The sequence below is a fragment of the Roseobacter sp. genome (assembly GCF_045106495.1).
Taxonomy (GTDB): Bacteria; Pseudomonadota; Alphaproteobacteria; order Rhodobacterales; family Rhodobacteraceae; genus Roseobacter.
The window spans coordinates 17,936-38,466 of sequence record NZ_JBGCEQ010000004.1 but is presented as its reverse complement, the minus strand read 5'-3'; the positions used below and the strand labels follow the sequence as shown (position 1 = coordinate 38,466).

General features: G+C 54.7%; 16 protein-coding genes. 12 read left to right on the top strand and 4 right to left on the bottom strand.

Annotation, left to right across the window (positions count from 1 at the left end):
* Positions 1-240: 240 nt before the first annotated feature.
* From AB8B75_RS04715 to AB8B75_RS04665, 11 genes are all read left to right on the top strand, one after another.
* Positions 241-1,191 carry an MBL fold metallo-hydrolase gene (locus AB8B75_RS04715; protein ID WP_405360234.1) on the top strand — a complete coding sequence of 317 codons (951 nt, stop codon included), beginning with the start codon at positions 241-243 and terminating at the stop codon, positions 1,189-1,191.
* A 25-nt stretch (positions 1,192-1,216) separates the two neighbouring features.
* Positions 1,217-2,842 (top strand): FAD-dependent oxidoreductase, encoded by a 1,626-nt coding sequence (locus AB8B75_RS04710; RefSeq protein ID WP_405360233.1) that lies wholly within the window; start codon positions 1,217-1,219, stop codon positions 2,840-2,842.
* Positions 2,839-3,030, top strand: a complete 192-nt coding sequence (locus AB8B75_RS04705; protein WP_405360231.1) for a DUF2783 domain-containing protein — start codon at positions 2,839-2,841, stop codon at positions 3,028-3,030. The genes AB8B75_RS04710 and AB8B75_RS04705 overlap by 4 nt, the downstream gene beginning before the upstream one ends.
* Before the next feature lie 324 nt (positions 3,031-3,354).
* Positions 3,355-4,482 (top strand): LacI family DNA-binding transcriptional regulator, encoded by a 1,128-nt coding sequence (locus AB8B75_RS04700; protein WP_405360230.1) that lies wholly within the window; start codon positions 3,355-3,357, stop codon positions 4,480-4,482.
* A gap of 17 nt (positions 4,483-4,499) precedes the next feature.
* Positions 4,500-5,831: an ABC transporter substrate-binding protein gene (locus tag AB8B75_RS04695; RefSeq protein WP_405360280.1), complete on the top strand. Its 1,332-nt coding sequence runs from the start codon at positions 4,500-4,502 to the stop codon at positions 5,829-5,831.
* A 66-nt stretch (positions 5,832-5,897) separates the two neighbouring features.
* Entirely contained in the window at positions 5,898-7,142 is a 1,245-nt protein-coding gene (locus AB8B75_RS04690) for a carbohydrate ABC transporter permease (protein ID WP_405360228.1), read from the top strand.
* The gene (locus AB8B75_RS04685) at positions 7,139-8,347 is read left to right on the top strand and encodes a carbohydrate ABC transporter permease (protein ID WP_405360227.1); all 1,209 of its coding nucleotides are present in this window, start codon (positions 7,139-7,141) and stop codon (positions 8,345-8,347) included. Before AB8B75_RS04690 ends, AB8B75_RS04685 begins: the two co-directional genes overlap by 4 nt.
* A 5-nt stretch (positions 8,348-8,352) precedes the next feature.
* Complete coding sequence (locus tag AB8B75_RS04680; protein ID WP_405360226.1) at positions 8,353-9,615, top strand: MGH1-like glycoside hydrolase domain-containing protein; 1,263 nt, start codon at positions 8,353-8,355, stop codon at positions 9,613-9,615.
* Complete coding sequence (locus tag AB8B75_RS04675) at positions 9,615-10,637, top strand: ABC transporter ATP-binding protein (protein WP_405360223.1); 1,023 nt, start codon at positions 9,615-9,617, stop codon at positions 10,635-10,637. Before AB8B75_RS04680 ends, AB8B75_RS04675 begins: the two co-directional genes overlap by 1 nt.
* A 1,003-nt stretch (positions 10,638-11,640) precedes the next feature.
* Positions 11,641-13,452, top strand: coding sequence for an ABC transporter transmembrane domain-containing protein (locus AB8B75_RS04670; RefSeq protein ID WP_405360222.1), 1,812 nt, complete (start codon positions 11,641-11,643; stop codon positions 13,450-13,452).
* 165 nt (positions 13,453-13,617) lie between these two features.
* Positions 13,618-15,513 carry an acyl-CoA synthetase gene (locus AB8B75_RS04665; protein WP_405360221.1) on the top strand — a complete coding sequence of 632 codons (1,896 nt, stop codon included), beginning with the start codon at positions 13,618-13,620 and terminating at the stop codon, positions 15,511-15,513.
* A 207-nt stretch (positions 15,514-15,720) separates the two neighbouring features.
* Here the strand turns inward: AB8B75_RS04665 and AB8B75_RS04660 are convergent, their stop codons facing one another.
* Positions 15,721-16,317, bottom strand: a complete 597-nt coding sequence (locus AB8B75_RS04660) for a PAS domain-containing protein (protein ID WP_405360219.1) — start codon at positions 16,315-16,317, stop codon at positions 15,721-15,723.
* A 246-nt stretch (positions 16,318-16,563) separates the two neighbouring features.
* Between AB8B75_RS04660 and AB8B75_RS04655 the strand changes: the two genes are divergently transcribed.
* On the top strand, positions 16,564-17,055 hold the full coding sequence (locus AB8B75_RS04655; protein WP_405360218.1) for a hypothetical protein: 492 nt from the start codon (positions 16,564-16,566) through the stop codon (positions 17,053-17,055).
* Between the two features lie 69 nt (positions 17,056-17,124).
* On the opposite strand, the gene AB8B75_RS04650 is transcribed toward AB8B75_RS04655, so the two are convergent.
* From AB8B75_RS04650 to AB8B75_RS04640, 3 genes are read right to left on the bottom strand one after another with little or no spacing between them, the layout of a single operon-like run.
* Positions 17,125-18,762, bottom strand: coding sequence for an ABC transporter ATP-binding protein (locus AB8B75_RS04650; protein ID WP_405360217.1), 1,638 nt, complete (start codon positions 18,760-18,762; stop codon positions 17,125-17,127).
* On the bottom strand, positions 18,759-19,571 hold the full coding sequence (locus tag AB8B75_RS04645) for an ABC transporter permease (RefSeq protein WP_405360216.1): 813 nt from the start codon (positions 19,569-19,571) through the stop codon (positions 18,759-18,761). The genes AB8B75_RS04650 and AB8B75_RS04645 overlap by 4 nt, the downstream gene beginning before the upstream one ends.
* The gene (locus tag AB8B75_RS04640; RefSeq protein ID WP_405360215.1) at positions 19,568-20,524 is read right to left on the bottom strand and encodes an ABC transporter permease; all 957 of its coding nucleotides are present in this window, start codon (positions 20,522-20,524) and stop codon (positions 19,568-19,570) included. Before AB8B75_RS04640 ends, AB8B75_RS04645 begins: the two co-directional genes overlap by 4 nt.
* Positions 20,525-20,531 lie beyond the last annotated feature (7 nt).

Genomic DNA, 20,531 nt, shown 5'->3' with positions numbered 1-20,531 from the left:
TTTATTGGGGCCATTAATGGGTGGTCGCCTGAACGATAGCGAAAACGCCGGACGCAACAATGGCTTTTCTTATGTTGCGAGGTTTTTTGCAAATAGCGCGGGCAATGACTTGTTGGTTACATAAGTGACAATTAAACGCATTTGCAGGTGTTGCGATCATCACTCGATCCGGGTTGGCAAGACGCAAATACCTAAGCGATGGTTCAGCAAGGACCGTTTTGCAAGATCAAGGAGAACAGCATGACCAAGGCTTTTGCGTCCCAGGGGGACATGTCGGAAAAGCAGATCACTTTTGATGAGATCGGTGCGGGTCTTTGGGCATTTACCGCTGAAGGAGATCCGAACTCTGGCGTGATCATTGGTGATGAAAGTGTCATGATCGTAGAGGCTCAGGCGACGCCGAGGCTTGCCGCAAAGGTCATAGAAAAAGTCCGCTCCATCACAGATAAACCGATCAGCCATATCGTTTTGACGCACTATCATGCGGTGCGCGTGCTGGGCGCGTCGGCCTATGGCGCGGGCCAGATCATCATGTCGGATCGCGCGCGCGCGATGGTTGTCGAGCGGGGACAGGAAGATTGGGACAGTGAGTTTCAAAGGTTCCCCCGCCTCTTTGAGGGGCATGAGAGCATTCCGGGGCTTACCTATCCAACGACCACCTTCAGCAAATCAATGACGGTTTTTCTCGGCAACCGCCGTGTTGATATCCGGCATTTGGGTCGTGCACATACCGCTGGTGACGCCGTCATCCATGTGCCGGATGAAAACGTGATGTTCACTGGCGACATCGTTGAAGATCGTTCCGCATGTTATTGTGGCGACGGGCATTTCGGCGATTGGGGGAGCACGCTGGACGCGATTGAGGCCTATGATGTGGACGCCATTGCACCCGGACGCGGTGGCGCTTTAGTCGGCAAGGATGCAGTTGCGCGCGCGATCGCCTCAACCCGGGACTTTGTCGATAGTACCTACCACCCAGCGGCCCGTGTAGCGGCCAGGGGCGGAGACTTGAAAGAAGCCTGGGACGCGGTTCGCGAGGCCTGTGATCCGAAATTCAAAGACTATGCCATCTACGAGCATTGTTTGCCGTTCAACGTTTCCCGCGCTTTTGACGAAGCACGCGGAATCGATACGCCGCGTATTTGGACAGACAAACGTGATCTGGAGATGTGGGCCGCCCTGCAAGGGTAGATCGGCCAAGGAGAGGCAAAGCAAGGTGGATGCCAGGTATGACATCGCATTCAAGCTCTACCCTTATGAACGGGTCTCAGAGCAATCCGAACCAGCGAGGCGCCATGATGTCGTGGTCGTCGGTGGTGGTCCCATTGGCATGGCCATGGCGCTTGATCTGGGCCGTAAGGGGACACCTGTGCTGGTGCTGGACGACCACGAGGGGGTGGGTCAAGGCAGCCGCGCAATCTGTTTTGCCAAGCGTACCTTGGAGATCGCGGACAGGTTAGGCGCCGGTCAGGCGATGGTAGACAAGGGTGTCGTTTGGAACGTCGGAAAAGTTTTTCATCGCGACAAAAAACTGTTCGAGTTTGACCTGCAACCCGAGGCTGGACACAAACACCCCGCCTTCATCAATTTGCAGCAACCTTACTTTGAGAAATTTCTCGTGGACGCGATCCGTAAGGCGCAAGCAGATGGTGCACCGATTGAAATCCGCGGGCGCAATGCGGTGACGGGCGTGTCACAAAACGGCGACCATGTGGTCCTGGACGTCAATACACCGGACGGCCCCTATAAAATTGAAGCCGATTGGCTGGTGGCTTGTGACGGTGCGCGGTCTCCTGTTCGCGACATGTTGGGATTGAGCTTTGACGGTCGCGTTTTCGAGGATAATTTCCTGATCGCAGACGTAAAAATGACGGCGGATTTTCCAAGTGAGCGCTGGTTCTGGTTTGAACCGACTTTCAAAAACAGCGGGCAATCTGCGCTGCTTCACAAACAACCCGATGATATCTGGCGTATTGACTTCCAGCTTGGCTGGGACATCGACCGCAAAGCGGAACTCGATCCAGAACGCGTCCGGACGCGCATCGACGCAATGCTGGGCCCGGACGCGACTTATGAGTTGGAGTGGACGTCGATCTATACGTTCCAATGTCGGCGGATGAAAGATTTTCGTCATGGGAACGTACTCTTTGCCGGGGATAGCGCACATCAGGTTTCACCCTTTGGCGCGCGGGGTGCAAACTCCGGCATCCAAGACATCGACAACCTTGCGTGGAAGCTCGATCTGGTGGTGAAAGGGCGTGCGCCAGACAGCCTGTTGGACAGCTATTCAGCGGAGCGTGCGTACGGCGCCGATGAAAACATTCTAAATTCGACCCGGACAACGGATTTCCTGACCCCTAAGTCGGAGATCAGCCAAGTTTTCCGGGACGCCGTATTGAACCTGGCCGGTCGGTATACCTTTGCAAGGCCTCTGGTGAACTCTGGACGTCTTTCGACACCCTGCGTCTATGAAGACATGCCGTTGAACGGGCCTGACGCTCTCCACGGTCCAATGATGACCCGTGTCGGTGCACCCTGCGTGGATGCTCCTTTGCTAGAAGGGTTTCTACTGGATTTGCTGCCCGACGGTTTCACGGTTATGACCCTCAACACTCAATCTCCCGATATTTTGGCAAGCAATGGACTTGAAATAAACGTTCTGGCGTTGGAAACCCCAAGGGACGATCCCACCGGTGCTTTGGCGCAGCGCTATTTAGGTAGTTACGCTCAGGCGGTGTATCTGATCCGCCCTGATCAGCATGTGGCGGCAAGATGGGAATCTTGCACGGCGCATATGATTCAAAGCGCACTCAGAACAGCCATAGGACAAAGTGCACCATGACCCTTATTTTGGCACCGAACATCGAAGACCCTGACGGATTCTATGACGAATTGCTGGCTGTGCATGAGGGCTTGGACAAAGCTCAAAGCGACGCACTCAACGCAAGGCTTATCCTTGTTCTAGCCAACCACATCGGTGAGCGTGAGACGCTTTCCCAAGCTCTTTTGGCCGCACGCACGGAAAACTAATGCGTCTTCATTGAAAATGAACCAATAATTATCGGGCCAAAGAGAAACATCCCAAGCAAGATCGGTTTTGCACGTTGTGCTGCGGCATTGAACGTCGCGGACAGGGTTCTTTAAATCATTGAAACTTAACCCAGAATTTATGTCATTCGATTGTTTCAGAATGCGATTGTTGATCTGCCAAAGCAGAACTGAAACACGGATTTAGCATAGAAAATACACAACGCTCTAATTTCGTTTCGACGCCCAAATTTCAACAAAAAGCGAAAAACATCTTGCCGAAACCGGTTTCGGAGCCGACACTGATTCTAGGGAGGAGTGAATTTAGTGGCACTTGCGTATCAACAGCCAAGCTACGGAAAAGCGCACCGCGTCACGATTGACGACGTCTCGGATGCGCTGGGGTTGACCAAGTCAACCGTCTCGCGCGCTTTGAACGACTACCCTGACATCGCTGAGACAACCCGTCTGCGTGTGCGCAACATGGCGGACAAAATGGGCTACCGACCACTAAGCCATGCACAGGCGATCCGGACTGGTCTGACGAAATCTCTGGGCCTCTTGATCCAGATGGCGGATCATGACGCGCAACGGCCTTTTCTGGCGGAGTTTTTGTCTGGCGTCTCGCAAGGCGCCAGTGCCGAGGGTTGGACGCTGACGTTGGCCGCCACGGAAAGCCCTGAAGATACGATTGACACATTTCAAAACATGATCCGAGACCACAGGGTAGACGGTTTTATTCTTCCCCGTACCATGATCCATGATGCGCGCATTGATCTGTTGCGCCGCGCAAAGGTGCCATTTGTTCTATTCGGTCGCAGTCCGGACCCCACAGACTGTGCCTGGTTCGACGTCTTGGGCGAAGATGCGATGCGAGATGCGGTGCACCACCTTGCCGGCCTTGGCCATCGAAACATCGGTTTCATCAACGGCGGTATGCAATACACCTATGGTCCCTTGCGCAGGGATGGGTTTCTAACTGCAATGAAAGAGGCAGGCCTGGAAGTAACGCCTGAACTCTTGCGCGAAAATGCAGTGACAATCCCGTCTGGTGAAGTCGCTGCGCGCCAATTGTTGATGTCCCAAACGCCGCCGACGGCCATCGTTTGTGCTGTCGACATGGCAGCGCTCGGCGTCTATCGGGCCGCTGCGGAATTTGGTTTCAGAATCGGCAGCGATCTGTCCGTCATCGCATATGATGGCTCGCCAGACGGTGCGCATTTGACCCCGCAGCTGAGTACATTTGCGGTCGACTTCACCGCATCAGGCAAGCGCCTCAGCGCATTGTTGATCCGCCGCATCAAAGGCGAGGCACCAGAAGATTTGCGCGAAACCGTGAAGCCGTCGTTTCTTGACCGCGGGTCCGCTGGGCGACCGGCAAAAACGTCAGGGCAATTGGCCGAAATCGTTGCGCAACAAACAAACCAAAAGACTTTAATGGGAGGAAGTCAATGAGACTAAAGGCAAAATCGATGATGTACATGGGGGCCGCGAGCGTTCTCTTGATGTCGACCATCGGTGCGGGTGCAGAAACGCTGCGCTTTTGGACCACCGAAGAACAACCCGAGCGGCTTGCGCGTCAGGAACAAATGGCCGCAGACTTTGCCGCAGCTTCAGGTCATTCGGTCGAGGTGATCCCGGTGACCGAAAGCGACTTGGGCACGCGTGCGACGGCGGCCTATGCCGCGGGTGATTTGCCCGATGTGATCTATCATCCGCTTCAATACGCGCTGCCCTGGGCTGAAGCAGGCATCTTGGATACAGACGCAGCAACCGATGTGATCGAGGACCTTGGCGAGAAAACATTCGCCCCGGGAGCGCTTGCGATGGCAGCCAGCAATGATGGCTTTGCTTCGGTGCCTGTTGATGGCTGGACTCAGATGTTGGTTTACCGAGCAGATAAGTTTCAAGAGGCAGGGTTGGAGCCCCCGACGTCTTATGCGGCCGTGCTGGCAGCAGTTGACGCACTGCATAACCCGCCAGAGATGTATGGTTTTGTCGCGGCCACCAAGGTGGATGAAAACTTCATGAGCCAGGTACTGGAGCATGTTTTCCTGGCAAATGGCGTCTCTCCTGTCGGGCCAGACGGTATTGCGCCGCTGGATGAGGCAGCCACTATTGAAGTTCTGGAGTTTTACAAGGCCATCGCGGAAGCCTCCCCGCCGGGGGACCTCTACTGGGATCAGTCGCGGTCGCTGTACTTCTCCGGCAATGCCGCAATGATTATCTGGTCGCCTTTCATCCTGGACGAACTGGCCGGCCTGCGCGACAGTGCACCGCCCACAATCAATGACGATCCGATGACTCGCGATCTTGCTGCTGCAACTGGCATCGTCACGAATTTCTCTGGTCCATCCAATCCTGCTGGTGCGGCCTGGGGAGATGTGCGTTACTTTGGAATCACATCAGATGCCGCGACAGATGCAGCAATGGAATTCGTTGCCTTTTCGATGAACGAAGGCTACGCGCAGACACTGGCGATTGCGCCGGAAGGTAAGTTTCCAGTCCGTCGCGGAACTGAGGAAGCACCGGCCAAATTTAGCGAAATGTGGGCAACTCTTGAAGTTGGCGTGGACAGGAAAGCGCCGCTGGGTGAGCTGTACGAACAAGCCATGATCGACGAAATCGTCGGCGGCCTGGATGTGGCGCAACGCTGGGGCGTAGCAGATGGTCAATTGGCCATTGCGTCCAAAGTGATCAACAGTCAGGTGATCAACCGCTTTGTGCGGGAGTACATTGACGGTGAACGCGACGCCGCGGCGACAGTCGCCGAACTGAACGCAGCGATTGCCAACGTTCAATAATCTGCGAACCTGAGTGGGGCGCAGCTGCTGCGCCCTACCTTCTTAAATCAACTCGGAGCTTGACCGATGACTGACGCTGTCCCCCCCAAGGGCAATGGCCCATTGGCGCGCCTAGAGGCCAGATTGGCCTGGGGCTTGCTGGCCCCGACCATCATCGCCGTGGCCTTGGTCGTACTCTTGCCACTGCTCGCGATCTTCTGGATCAGCGTGAAGCCCGTCGCGCTGGCCGATTTGCGCGCCCCAGAGGTTGTGCTGCGCGAAGACATTCGGGGTGATGCTGAAACGGTAGGTGGTGACGCGACCATACGCTACCGTTTACGTAACTCTTCGCAAGAGCAACCGATATCCAATGTAACCATAAGCGACAAGATTCCAGAAGGTCTGACGATCACGGAACTGGATTCCCGCTGTACGTTGGAAGGGCAAGATCTCTTTTGTGACCTGGGCGACTGGGAAGGGGGCCATCGCGAGCGCCTGATGTTGCCCGCGACCGTTGCCCAATCCTATCTGGACAATGATCAACGACCGCAAGATAGCACTGCAGCCGTAACCGGCACAGCGTCAAATGTGCTGACAAACAGCACCTTTACACTGGATAACTTTCGCCGCGTTTTTGACGGTGACGAGTTTTGGGGTGTGCTTTGGGTCACGCTGTTTTACACGGTTTTTGGCACCATCGGTGCGCTGCTTTTCGGCCTTTTTGCGGCACTCTTGCTCAACAAATCCTTCAAAGGGCAGGGCATATTGCGTGGGCTATATCTCTTCCCCTATGTATCGCCGATCATTGCCGTCGCCTTTGCATGGATTTTGTTGTTCGACCCCTTTTCCGGCTCCGCCAATGCCCTGTTGATCCAGATGGGCGTGACCGATCAATCGATCAATTTCTTTGGCGAACGCCCTTTGGCACTGATCATGGTGACCGTCTTTGAGATCTGGCGGTACTTTCCGCTGTCATTCCTGTTCATTCTGGCGCGGATGCAATCGATTGATACCGACATGTATGAGGCTGCGGACATGGATGGCGCATCGCCCTTCCAGCAATTCTGGGCGCTTAGTGTGCCGCAACTTCTCGGCATTCTGTCGGTCCTCTTCCTGCTGCGCTTCATTTGGACCTTCAACAAATTTGACGACATCTTCTTGCTGACAGGGGGCAATGCAGGCACCCGAACCCTGACGGTAAACGTTTACGAACAGGCTTTCTCCATCTCGAACATTGGCGCAGGCGCGGCCGTTGCGGTCGTGATCTTTGGCTGTTTGCTGCTCTTTTCCGCATTCTTTTTCAAATTCATCAGCCAGGAGGAAGGACTGTGAGTTTCCTGCGATACGGTTATGTCACCGCCCCGTTGTTGGGTATCCTATGGACGTTTGTGATTGCCACCACTGTCGCCGTGGCCATGAGCTTCGCGACCGGCTCCGCTTTTCGGCCCACGGGTCTCGGCTCACTGGTTTGGGGCGCGCTGATCGGTTTTGCCTGTGTCCGGGGTGCGCAATGGCAACCCGTACTGGCCGCTGTGATCGTCGGAGTTGCGAGTTTGTTCGGTCTTGGCCCCATTGCGATTGGCGAAAACGTCTCGATGTTTTCATCGCTGGTTGGAGCCGGTGCGGTGTCAGGCTTTGCGGCCTTGGGCCTCTGGATCATGCTTGATCAGGTCGAAATGGGAGCCCTCAACAGGCATATTTTTGAGGCGTCCGTCATCAAATTCCTCACCGGTTTTGGTTATATCTTTTTCACAGCCATCGTGTTGATCCCATTTTACGTAATGGTCCTTACCAGTCTGAAAAATCAGGCGGAGCTGATCCAGAACCCGCTCGATTTCTCGATTGATCTTTCGAAAGGGTGGGAGCTGTTCCGCTCCTACGATGAGCTTTTCACACAGTTTAATTTTGGCACTTATCTGCTGAATTCGTTCGTCATTTCCGTACTGACCGTGTTCATCACACTGCTCTTCGCGGTGCCCGGCGCCTATGCGGTCGCAAGGTTGAAGTTCCGGGGCCGTGCCGCGTTTTCGCGTTCCATCCTGCTCATCTATATGGTGCCTATGATCGTTTTGGCGCTGCCAATCTACATCGCCTTTTCCATGACGGGCCTGCGCAATTCGATGGTGGGGATTATCATGATCTATCCGGTCACGACAATCCCGGTGGCCCTCTACATGTTACAGGGGTATTTTCGCGGGTTGCCTCCGGAAGTTGAAGAGGCCGGGCTGATGGATGGGTTATCGCGCCTGAAAGTGATCTGGCAGATCACCTTGCCCCTCTCCCTGCCGGCGATGGCCTCGGTATCGCTCTATGTCTTCATGATCGCGTGGAACGAATTCCTCCTCGCCTTTATGCTTCTGGATGATCCCAGCAAGTTCACCCTGACGCGCGGCATTGCCTCGCTTCATTCCCCCGAAATTCCCCGCCAGCACCTGATGGCAGGCTCTGTGATCGCGACGGTTCCGATCATGGCGCTCTTCCTGGGGTTGGAACGCTTCATGACGAAAGGCCTGACTGCAGGCAGTGTCAAAGGATAGATCGCATGACAAATCTTGATGAACAGGCCCGCCAGATATTGCGCCGTAATGATCAGGGCGGGTACACCCTACCGACTTATGGCCTCTATCCCTACCAATGGAACTGGGATTCGGCTTTTGCTGCCTGGGGCTTCGCAACCTTCGATATCTCTCGTGCCTGGGACGAGTTGGACATGCTCATGGCCAGCCAATGGGACACGGGGATGGTGCCCCACATCATTTTCCACAAACCCGATCCGGGGTATTTTCCGGGACCTGATGTCTGGGCGACGGGGCAGAACCCAGCAACTTCAGGTATCAGTCAACCCCCTGTTACCGCGACACTTGCGCGTTTGATTTGGGAAATGGATCCTGAGGCAGGGCGCGACCGGCTGTCTGGAATTTACGGAAAACTACTTGAATGGCACCGGTGGTGGCACGTTGCGCGGTGCACCCATGGCCCCGCCGCGATTGCGCATCCATGGGAGAGCGGGCGGGACAATTGTCCCGACTGGGACATTGGAATGGCCGGAGTAGATGGCACCGGTGTTTCGCCCTACACACGGCGCGATACAGGACACGTCGATCCAGACATGCGCCCCACCAAAGAAGACTATGACCGCTACATAGCAATGGTCGAATTTGGTCGCAGTGTTGGGTGGGATGACACTAAGATAGTAGAAGAAGGCCCGTTTCTCATGGCAGATCCGGGTATCACCTTTATCCTGCTGCGTGCGCATGAAGATCTGGCGGTGATAGGTCGTGCTCTGGGGCATGACGTGACCGAGATCGAGAGTTGGTCCAACACACTGCGTTCTGCCTTGCCGCTGATCTGGAACGACGCTTTGGGATGCTATGATGCCCGCAATCTGCGCACCGGAGAATTTGCCAATGTCATGGGATCAGGCGCTTTTCTGGCATATCTGGCCAATGCCGGTAACCCGCAACTTGACGCGAAACTGATACGGGCTTGGGATCTTGTGCAATACGGTATTCCGTCTGCGGATCCTGAGGCACCGATTTTTAATCCGCGCAAGTACTGGCGGGGACCAACCTGGCCCGTTGTTAATGCGCTCTTGTCGATTGGATTCAAATCTGCAGGCCGGGATGATCTTGCGGAACGTCTGCGAAATGAAACTGAAATGTTGATCCGCAAGCACGGCTTTTATGAGTACTTCGACCCCATGGATGCAACGCCTTGCGGAGGTGCCGATTTTACGTGGACTGCGGCGATCTGGCTGACCTGGGTCAGACACAGTCCAAAAGCAAACATGAAGGGGGCTGCATAATGTCATCCATCGAACTCAAGGCCGTCGAAAAGTGGTACGGCGAAGTGCAGGTCATCAAAGGTGTTGATCTGGAAATCAATGAAGGTGAATTCGTCATATTCGTTGGGCCTTCGGGATGCGGAAAGTCCACTTTGCTGCGGATGATTGCCGGGTTGGAAGAAACCAGCCGAGGGCAGATTATCATTGCTGATCGCGATGCCACGGCAGAGCCTCCCAGCAAGCGGGGTCTGGCGATGGTCTTTCAGTCCTATGCGCTCTACCCACATATGTCGGTGCGCGATAACGTTGGTTTTCCGCTGAAATCAGCTGGTCTTCCAGCCGCTGAGATCAAAACAAAGGTCGATCATGCCGCGTCGGTTTTGAAATTAGACGCCTATATGGATCGGCGGCCCAAAGATCTGTCTGGCGGACAACGTCAACGGGTCGCCATCGGCCGGTCGATTGTGCGGGACCCCACGGCGTTCCTTTTTGACGAACCGCTCTCCAATCTTGACGCGGCTTTGCGAGTCGAGATGCGCTATGAGATTGCAAAGCTGCACCAGTCGCTGAAGTCCACAATGATCTATGTGACGCATGACCAGGTCGAGGCGATGACTCTTGCCGACCGTATTGTCGTGCTGGAAGGTGGGAACATCGCGCAGGTCGGGACGCCGCGAGAGCTATATGAACGCCCCGCCAATCTCTTTGTGGCGCAATTCATCGGTTCGCCGCGCATGAATATTCTGGATGCCGGCCACGTTGCGGGATTGACCTTTCCCGGAGAGGCGAAAAAGATCGGAATCCGTCCTGAACATATTTCGCTTGTGCCGTCGGGTGAGGGTCATATCGATGGGACCGTCGATGTTTTGGAATATCTTGGTGCCGACACTTTCATCGTGATGGATTGCGGTGCAGCCGGACAGGCAACGCTTCGGCTCATTGGCGATACCGATCTGAAACCTGGGGCGGCAAAGGGAATGAAGTTTGACCTCGGATGCACCCATTTCTTTGATGCCGCTGGTCAGGCCATTGAGGCGCGCTGATTTTGCTGATCAACCGATCCTTCCGGTCGCTTGGTTCGCTCCGGGAGGTGGCAATCGCAGCGCTTTGCGGTTCAGACACTGATCCAAGGAGTGAGCCTCAAACATTCGAATCTCTGGCATAGCGATCGAAAAACCTGCCGCCCTGATGTGATGATCCTGTCCGGGAACGTAATGAGCTCGACGGGTACGTATGTCAGGCTGTTTTCCAAGGGTAATCTAACCAAACAACCGCAGGTATTTTCGGTGTCTTTTATCCCGAAGACGAGGGTCCAAAGGGCGTCGGTTGAAACATGCAGATCAAGCCGAAATCGATTGAGAATGCCTCGATTGCGGTAAGTTTAAGAGTGGCTCTTGAATGCAGGTTGGTGTGATCGGCAGTGGCCTTGCACTCGCATGTTTTACCGAGGCGATATTCCGAACTCTGTCGATTTTCGTTGGTTTGTTGGCTGCCAATGCGCTCAAGTCGTCGGGCTTTTCGATTTTCCTACGATCACTGTTGGTCCATCGCCGCGATTCAACCAACCAAGGAGATGGATGCACCGAAAGCCGTTTTTCGGCTTACTCAGGGGCGTTAAGACTGATCATGTCATCGTTCTCTCCTTCCTGGAAAGCGCGTGATGACGTGGAATTAAACACGGTTTAGATATCTCGCGTTGGGCGCTTGGATTTCGTGAGACTCCACCGTCAGCCGGATTTGGAAAGCTGGTGACGAGCATAGGCGTTTTAGCCTTCTTCTAACATCTGCATACCAAGGCATTGTCACGTTCAAGCAGCATCCAAAGCTGATGTGCACAACTCTCTACCTTTGCTGAATAAGTTTTCGACGATGGCATTTTTTCATATGCACAGCGACTCCACTTATAGGTGTAGAACCAAACATCATTACAATTCTGTCCCTCCTTGAAGCGCGGCAAATTGGCAAACTTTATGGGATGCCGGGTGGGGAGCCTTGACCCTTTACGCACATACAGCCATGAAATGAACTGGAATTAGAGGATCCCAGATGGCCCGAAGTACGACGCAGGTTCCCGCAGCACCGGGGCAGGTAGAAGAACGTGCGAAGTCACGCAAACTTTCGGCTTTGTCCGCGCTTTTGCCGTTTGTTTGGCCATATCGCGCTCTGATGTTTGCTGCCATTGCTGCCTTGGTCTTGACCGCTCTGATATCCTTGGCTCTTCCTTTGGCTGTACGGCGGGTTGTGGATAACTTTGACACCGCCAATTCGCATATTCTCGACCAATACTTTGCGGCGGCTTTGGGCATCGCAGCGCTGCTGGCCATCGGCACGGGGTTGCGCTATGCGCTCGTGACGCGTTTGGGCGAGCGGGTGGTGGCAGATATACGCAAGGCGGTCTTCGGTCGCGTGATCGGTATGAGCCCGTCGTTTTACGAGAATGTGATGACCGGCGAGGTGCTCAGTCGCATCACAACCGACACAACCCTGATCCTGTCCGTGATTGGCTCATCGGTCTCGATTGCCTTGCGAAACCTGTTGATCTTTGTGGGTGGGTTGGCATTGATGTTGCTGACATCAGCGAAACTGACCGGACTTGTGCTCTTGATCGTACCGGCTGTCATTGTGCCGATCTTGGTTTTGGGCCGGCGTTTGCGTGTACTAAGTCGTGAAAACCAGGACTGGATCGCCGCATCATCAGGCAATGCGTCCGAGGCTTTGAGCGCGGTTCAAACGGTTCAGGCATTTACGCACGAATCCGCCAGCCGCGCTCAGTTTTCCGAAGTGACCGAATTATCCTATGATGCTGCGCGGCGGCGGATATGGACCCGGGCGTTAATGACGGTGATTGTCATTTTTCTGGTGTTTGCAGGTATTGTCGGTGTGCTTTGGATCGGTGCGCGGGATGTGCGCGCGGGCGATATGTCCCAAGGAGCGTTGGTTCAATTTGTGATCTACGCGGTCATGGTTGCTGGGGGCGTTGCTGCCTTGTCGGAGATCTGGGGAGAGCTGCAACGCGCTGCCGGGGCAACGGAACGTCTGGTCGAACTATTGCACACCGAAGACACCGTGAGTGATCCTGAAACGGGGCAATCCTTGCCCGTGCCGGTGACTGGGCGGATTGCTTTTGAAGATGTGACATTTGCTTATCCTGCAAGACCCAAAGTAAATGCACTTAACGCTGTAAGCCTGCAGATAGAACCTGGCGAAACGGTTGCATTTGTGGGCCCTTCGGGCGCGGGCAAAACAACCATCATCCAGATGTTGTTACGTTTTTACGATCCGAACTCAGGTAAAATTACGTTGGATGGGCTGGATCTAAGTATGTTGCGCCGCGATGATTTCCGCAAAGCGGTGGCCCTTGTGCCTCAGGATCCAGTGATATTTGCCGCGTCGGCGCGGGAAAATATCCGGTTTGGACGTTTGGAGGCCACAGACGACGAAATTGAAGCGGCGGCGAAAGCGGCAGCTGCACATGATTTTATATCAGCGTTGCCAGATGGGTATGATGCCTATCTAGGCGAGCGCGGTGTCATGCTCTCGGGGGGGCAAAAACAACGCATTGCCATCGCCCGTGCCATTCTGCGCGACGCGCCGGTGTTACTGCTGGACGAGGCAACCAGCGCTTTGGATGCAGAAAGCGAACGCGCCGTTCAGGTGGCAGTGGATCGATTGAGCGAAGGCCGCACAACGCTCATCGTCGCGCACCGCCTGGCGACGGTGAAAAAGGCGGATCGCATCGTGGTCATGGATCAGGGCAGGGTGGTCGCAAGCGGGCCGCATGATGAACTGGTTGCTGAAGACGGACTTTATGCCCGGCTTGCGCGATTGCAGTTCACCGATGGCATGGCAGCCGAATAGAGTTAAGCGCGTCGTCATTGCGCGACTCTAACAACATTGCAATCTATGACGCAGCGTTCGTGCGATGACCTCGAGCATCGTGACGCTTGCACAAATTGGCTTTAGGCCCCATCTTCCTGGCCAATGATAAAACGTCTGAAAATGGACGGTTTGGGAGGAATTTGGATGAGTTTTGCCGGGATCGAAGACCGCAACGCAATTGAGGCCGAAATGCCGTGGGCGGACCGCCCATTGCCAAAGACACTCTACGGATTGCTCAGCGAGACAACCGGCAAATTCCCTGATCACAACGCGGTCAGCTATCAGATTTTTTCGGGTCCAAAGGACAAGGCGGAGACACTGACTTGGACGTCGCTCAAAGATCGAGTGACGCAGACCGCAAACCTCTTCCGCTCGCTCGGTATCGGGGAAAGTGATGTCGTCGCCTATGTGCTGCCCAATGCGAATGAGACAGTACTTACACTGCTGGGCGGTGCGGTTGCAGGTATCGTGAACCCGATCAACCCGCTTCTGGATGCAGAACAAATTGGCTCCATCTTGCGTGAGACGCAAGCAAAGGTCGTGGTGACCTTGCGACCTTTCCCCAAGACCGATGTTGCCGACAAAACGGCCGAAGCCGTTGCGCTGGCACCCAACGTCAAGACCGTGCTCGAAGTTGATCTGCTGCCTTACATTACGCCGCCAAAGTCTTGGATCGTCTCCTTGATCCGTCCAAAACGTACGGTGCAGAACCACGCTACCTATCTGGATTTCAGCACCGAAGTCGCGCGGCAGCCCAAAGTTCTCAGCTTTGAGGACAGCAAAGAAGATCGTGTCGCCTGTTACTTCCACACCGGCGGTACGACGGGCATGCCGAAAGTGGCGCAACACCGGTATTCGGGTTTGATCTACAACGGATGGATCGGCACTGAACTCCTGTTTTCCGAAGATGATAACATTATCTGCCCTCTGCCGCTTTTTCACGTGTTTGCCTGTCATGTGATTTTGATGGCGGCCTTGACGTCAGGGGCGCACGTGATCTTCCCGACACCCCAAGGGTATCGGGGCGAAGGCGTGATGGACAATTTCTGGAAACTTGTAGAGCGATGGAAAATCACCTTCGTCATCACGGTGCCAACGGCGATTTCGGCCAAGATGCAGCGCCCGATTGACGCTGACGTGAGCACGGTAAAAACGGCGTTTTCTGGGTCCGCGCCGCTGCCGCTTGAACTGTTCCGTCGTTTTGAAAAGGCCACAGGGGTGACATTGGTCGAAGGATACGGCCTGACTGAAGCCACCTGTCTGGTGTCCTGCAACCCGGTGGATGGCGAAAAGAAAGTTGGCAGCATCGGCGTGCCCTTCCCTTATTGCTCGGTAAAGATCTACAAGGGCACGCCCAGTGGGCCGATCGAAGCGGAAACGGATGAAATCGGCGAGATTTGCGTGTCAAATCCGGGCGTGTTTGTTGGCAATACCTACACCGAAGCAGAAAAGAACAAAGACCTCTACTTCGGCGATTACCTTCGAACAGGTGACCTGGGCCGGGTTGATCCAGATGGCTATCTGTGGATTACCGGGCGCGCAAAGGACATGATCCTCCGGGGCGGACACAACATTGATCCGGCCGAGATTGAAGAAGCACTGCTGCACCACGAAGCTGTTGCCTTTGCCGGGGCCATTGGGCAACCGGATGCCCACTCCGGCGAGGTGCCTTGCGCTTTTGTCGAGCTGGTAGAGGGAGCGACAGTCTCTGAAGAAGAACTGATGGCGTTTTGCAAGGAACACGTCCACGAACGCGCCGCACGGCCCAAGCATATGATGATCATGCCCGAGTTGCCAAAGACAGCAGTCGGCAAAATATTCAAACCTGATCTGCGCAAACTGGCTATAACCAGGATTTACAATCTTGCCCTTGAAAACGCGGGCGTCAGCGCGCGCGTGGTTGCGGTGAAAGATGACAAGAAACGCGGGTTGGTTGCCCAGATTGAGCCCAATGGCGCGGGCGAGGATGCCATATCAGAAGCGCTTAAAGCCTTTGTCCGACCTTGGGAGCTGGCGAACAGCGCCGTTGCAGCTGAATAATCCCAATGCGTATAGCAGACGCTTTTAGCGTTTGGATGGCAGGTGCGCGGTAAGCACATACAAGATCGCCATAGTGCTTGGCTTTGAGTCGGCTACGACCCCCTGAAATGAAATGGGTTTCAACCAGTTGCTACTAACGCGCAAAGTGCGCGTCACTAAAGGCATACAAATCCGCGCGTTTTTTCCGAGACTCTGCCAGAAATATGCCTATTTGCTGGCCTCTATTCTGGCACGCATGTTTTGCGATGCCTGTGCGATTATTCGATTCTGAACCAGGATGAAAACGGTTTTGAAGCGCATCAATGTTTGGTCTAACGCGACAACCCCCAAGGAGTCGACATCTGGAGATTTAAAGGGTTTCTGCAAGTGCAAGCGCCTCATGACAAAATCAATTGCTTCGGCATTCGCGGCAAAGGACTCGTGTTTTGATCCCAATTTATAGGCATATTGGCATCCCAGGAGCACTTGTCTTGTTTCACTTACGTGCACGGGTTGCACCTCGATCAGATTCAAGAATTCTGACCCATCTCGACGATAATTGACAAGACTGCACACGCTGCCTTCGCGGTTGTGAAAAGACTGGGCCAACTCATCTACTATGGTTCTATCCGTCTTTGGGCCTTGCAGGAACCGGCAGTTCTTACCAAGAATTTCCGATGCTTTCCATTGGGTCAGATCCTCAAACGCCTTGTTTACATAGACCAATGGCAAATCGTGTAGATTTGGATCAGCCAGCGTAATGGGCACCTGAATGTCGTCACACAATTCTGTAATCTCACTTAGAATTGGCGGATATGTTTGCATATTACGTTCCACAGTTCGGCACGATGACATTTACCGGAGATTGTTGTCAATTCGCTTACTCTGCGTGCGCCGTGAAGGAATGGCGGCTAGAGCGCGCGCTTCCGAGTATGGGAGCCGTTGTGTCCAGGGTTTCTTCCTCATCACGGAAACCTGACAGTATTGTGAGGACGCGTGTGTGCGAAAGCCTTTGTCCGCATCAGGACGTCGGCCCTATGGTTCGGAACCCTGAGCAATTTGGAATACGTCATGAGCAAGTCCCGCAAGAACCAAAACCGTAAATCCAAGTCTCCGGCGCCATCTCGTACCGCACGCACACGCAGAGAGTTTTTCACATGGGCCCGGAACGGCGCAATCGGCGCGGCGGCTGTCGCGGGTGGGGGTTACTTTGCGGTCGGGTCGTTTCGCGCCTATGCCGCCGAGCATGATCTGACCCGAGTGGGGCAGGGGAAACCGGTTGTGGTGCAGGTGCATGATCCCCAGTGTCCCACTTGCACGGCGTTGCAGAAACAAGCCCGCAAAGCGCTCAAAGGTTTTGGCGAATGTGATCTGGTCTATCTGGTCGCCGACGTCACCACGCAGGAAGGGCGCGCTTTTGCGGTAAGCCACGGCGTGGGCAACGTAACTCTGCTTCTTTTTGACGGTCAGGGTGGATTGCGCCAAACTGTCGAGGGTATGCGACAGAGCAATGAACTGGATGCGATCTTCAAGACGCATCATGGGGCATTCGCAGCGTCTTAACGGGAAGCTGAACGACAGAACCGGATTGCGACACTGTCCGGTCCGTCGATCGAAGAGCGAAGCCTTCCGTCAGTTGCCGGCACTTTCCATTTTTCGATTGGCGATGACGTTTTCCAACCACCCAAGTTTCATTTCCGGTACGGAGCTGAGCAAAAGATCTGTGTAGTCGTCAAAAGGTGGTGAGAGCACGTCGCTTTTCTGGCCATATCGAGCGACTTCTCCTTGATACATGACCGCAATACTGTCCGCGATGGCGCGAACAGTGGCAAGATCATGCGTAATGAAAAGATAGGCGACATCATCTGATTTTTGCAAGCGTAACAGCAACTTGAGAATGCCGTCCGCAACAAGCGGATCGAGTGCGGAAGTAACCTCGTCGCAGATGATCAGCTTGGGTTTGGCCGCAAGCGCACGTGCAATACAGACCCGTTGTTTTTGACCGCCTGAAAGCTCAGCTGGATAACGGTCCTGAAACCCGTCGCCAAGCTCGATTTCATCCAAAAGCTCCTGAATACGTTTTTGTTTTTCGGCGCCCTTGAGTCCGAAATAAAACTCCAGCGGTCGGCCAATGATGGTACCCACGGTCTGGCGCGGATTCATCGCTGTGTCTGCCATCTGATAGATCATCTGCAATTCGCGCAGATCATCCAACGGGCGTGTGGGCAGGTCGGGTGTCAGCACACGGCCGTCAAATGTGATCTGGCCTTGCGAGGGGGGCAAGAGCCCCGTGATCACCCGTGCCAAAGTCGATTTGCCCGAGCCGGATTCGCCGACCACCGCCAGTGTTTGGCCTGGGTGCAATTCCACGTTGATATTCTTAAGCACATCAAAATTGGTGCCGCTGTACCGCGCAGTGATACCGTTTACCTTGAGTATCGGGGTACTTGAGGGCTGCTGTTCCTCATGCTCGATCGACCGTACCGAGACCAAAGCCTGTGTGTAGGCCTCTTTCGGTGCGTTGATAATCTGGTCTGTGGTGCCATATTCGACCGTATCGCCCTGTTGCAATACCATGATGTGATCGCTGACCTGTGCGACCACCGCGAGATCATGCGTGATATAGAGCGCCGCTACGCCGGTGTCGCGAATCGCCTCCTTTATCGCGGCCAGAACGTCGATCTGAGTGGTTACATCCAGTGCGGTGGTGGGTTCGTCAAAGACAACCAGATCCGGCTGCGGGCAAAGAGCCAATGCGGTCATGCAGCGTTGGAGCTGCCCGCCGGAAACCTGGTGAGGATAGCGTGATCCGATATTTTCGGGATCAGGCAGGCCGAGCTTTCGAAACAACTCAACAGCCCGTTCCTCGGCCTCTTTCTTGGAAAACTTGTCATGGAAGATCGCCGCTTCGGTCACCTGTTCCATGATCTGCTTGGCCGGGTTGAAAGAGGCTGCAGCAGACTGCGAGACATATGTTACCTCTGCGCCTCGCAATCGTCGAATATCGCGCAAGCCCGTTTTCAGGATATCGCGCCCGTTCACCTCCACTGTGCCGCCGGTGATTTCCACGCCGCCGCGTCCATAGGCCATGGAAGCCAGACCGATTGTGGATTTGCCTGCACCGGATTCACCGATCAAGCCCAATACCTTTCCTGGAGCGAGGTCGAAATCAACACCATGTACAATCTCGATGTCACGCGACTTTTCCCCAGGGGGATATATCGTCGCTCCAATTTTCAAGCCTCGCATCTTGAGCAACGGTTCGGTCATCCCCGGCCTCCTTTCAGTGAGGTGGTTCGGTTCAGCACCCAATCCGCCACGAGATTGATCGAGATACACAAAACGGCAATGGCGTAGGCTGGGTAGAGGGCTGCCGAGATGCCGTAGTTGATGCCCTCTTTGTTTTCTTTCACGATGCCTCCCCAATCAGCTTGCGGCGGTTGCACGCCAAGGCCAAGGAACGACAGCGTCGACACGAAGAGAACGGCAAAGATGAATCGCAGACCCATTTCAGCCACCAGAGGCGAAAGCGCATTGGGCAACGTTTCGCGGAATATGATCCAGCCGATTTTCTCACCACGCAGGCGGGCGGCTTCGACATAGTCCATGACCGTGATATCTACGGCCACCGCGCGCGCCAAGCGGTAGACCCGCGTACTGTCCAAAAGACCCATCAGGATGATCAAGATTGGGATCGTCGTGGGCATGACCGACAAAACCACCAGCGCAAAGATCAGCGACGGGATGGACATGATAAGGTCGACGAACCGGCTGATCGCCTGATCAACCCAACCACCAGAGACAGCGGCAAAAAATCCAAGAACGGAGCCAGTAACAAAACTAAGGATCGTGGCTGCGGTTGCGATGAAAATGGTGGTCTGGCCGCCATAAATCATGCGGCTAAGCAGATCACGACCGATGCTGTCAGTGCCAAGCAGGAACTTGTCAGAAGGGGCTTCCCAGACATCGCCAACCACTTCTGCCATACCGTAGGGTGCAATCAGTGGCGCAATCAGCGCCATGACAAAGAAAAGCCCCGTAAAAAACAGGCCGATGAGGGCGGAAAGTGGAATCCTCATTTCGGGTGCCTCAGTCTTGGGTTGGCAAGGATGGAAACGATATCAGCGATCAGGTTCAGCCCGATGTAGACGGCGGCAAAGATAAGACCGCAAGCCTGTACCACAGGCACGTCACGTTTGGCCACGTGATCAACGAGATACTGGCCCATCCCCGGGTAAGCAAACACCACCTCGACCACCACAACCCCGACCACTAGATAGGCGAGATTGATCATGACGACGTTCACGATAGGCGCAATGGCATTCGGAAATGCGTGTTTGCGAATGATTTTGAGCATGCCGAGCCCTTTGAGCTCAGCCGTTTCGATATATGCGGATTGCATCACATTCAGGATCGCCGCTCGGGTCATCCTCATCATATGCGCCAAAACTACAAGCGTCAAAACCATCACGGGAATGGCGATCGCATTGAGTTTTTGGCCCAGTGTCATACTGTCGTTGATGATCGCAACTGAGGAAAACATGCCCCATTTGATCGAGACCCAATAGATCAGGATGTAACCGATCATGAATTCAGGGATCGAAATGGTGGTCAGCGTCACACCGGAGATGAGTTTATCGGGCCAGCGGTCCTTGTACCGCACCGCGAGCAGGCCGAGGAAGATCGCCAGCGGCACAGCGATGACCGCAGCCCAGAAGGCGAGGAAGAGGGTGTTTGACAACCGGCTGCCGAGGCTTTCGGCGATGTCGCGACCGTTTGTCAGCGCAGTGCCGAGATCCCCCTGCAGGATGCCGCCGAGCCAGTTGAAATATCGCGAGATGGCGGGTTCGTCCAATCCAAGTTCACGGCGCAGGTTTTCCAACGCTTCGGGTGTCGCGGATTGTCCGAGGATTTGTTGGGCCACGTCTCCGGGCAGAATGGAGGTGCCTGCAAAAATCAGGATTGAGGCGGCGAAGAGGAGCAGGGGGCCCAACGCTAAGCGTTGGGCGACCAGTGTCAGGATGGGGTGCATTTTGCCA

Bases quoted from the DNA above. Each gene is read 5' to 3' on its own strand.
- AB8B75_RS04665 (WP_405360221.1), top strand. From the start codon at position 13,618: ATGAGTTTTGCCGGGATCGAAGACCGCAACGCAATTGAGGCCGAAATG.
- AB8B75_RS04670 (WP_405360222.1), top strand. From the start codon at position 11,641: ATGGCCCGAAGTACGACGCAGGTTCCCGCAGCACCGGGGCAGGTAGAA.
- AB8B75_RS04680 (WP_405360226.1), top strand. From the start codon at position 8,353: ATGACAAATCTTGATGAACAGGCCCGCCAGATATTGCGCCGTAATGAT.
- AB8B75_RS04650 (WP_405360217.1), bottom strand. From the start codon at position 18,762: ATGACCGAACCGTTGCTCAAGATGCGAGGCTTGAAAATTGGAGCGACG.
- AB8B75_RS04660 (WP_405360219.1), bottom strand. From the start codon at position 16,317: ATGCAAACATATCCGCCAATTCTAAGTGAGATTACAGAATTGTGTGAC.
- AB8B75_RS04655 (WP_405360218.1), top strand. From the start codon at position 16,564: ATGAGCAAGTCCCGCAAGAACCAAAACCGTAAATCCAAGTCTCCGGCG.
- AB8B75_RS04675 (WP_405360223.1), top strand. From the start codon at position 9,615: ATGTCATCCATCGAACTCAAGGCCGTCGAAAAGTGGTACGGCGAAGTG.
- AB8B75_RS04705 (WP_405360231.1), top strand. From the start codon at position 2,839: ATGACCCTTATTTTGGCACCGAACATCGAAGACCCTGACGGATTCTAT.
- AB8B75_RS04715 (WP_405360234.1), top strand. From the start codon at position 241: ATGACCAAGGCTTTTGCGTCCCAGGGGGACATGTCGGAAAAGCAGATC.
- AB8B75_RS04645 (WP_405360216.1), bottom strand. From the start codon at position 19,571: ATGAGGATTCCACTTTCCGCCCTCATCGGCCTGTTTTTTACGGGGCTT.
- AB8B75_RS04690 (WP_405360228.1), top strand. From the start codon at position 5,898: ATGACTGACGCTGTCCCCCCCAAGGGCAATGGCCCATTGGCGCGCCTA.
- AB8B75_RS04640 (WP_405360215.1), bottom strand. From the start codon at position 20,524: ATGCACCCCATCCTGACACTGGTCGCCCAACGCTTAGCGTTGGGCCCC.
- AB8B75_RS04695 (WP_405360280.1), top strand. From the start codon at position 4,500: ATGATGTACATGGGGGCCGCGAGCGTTCTCTTGATGTCGACCATCGGT.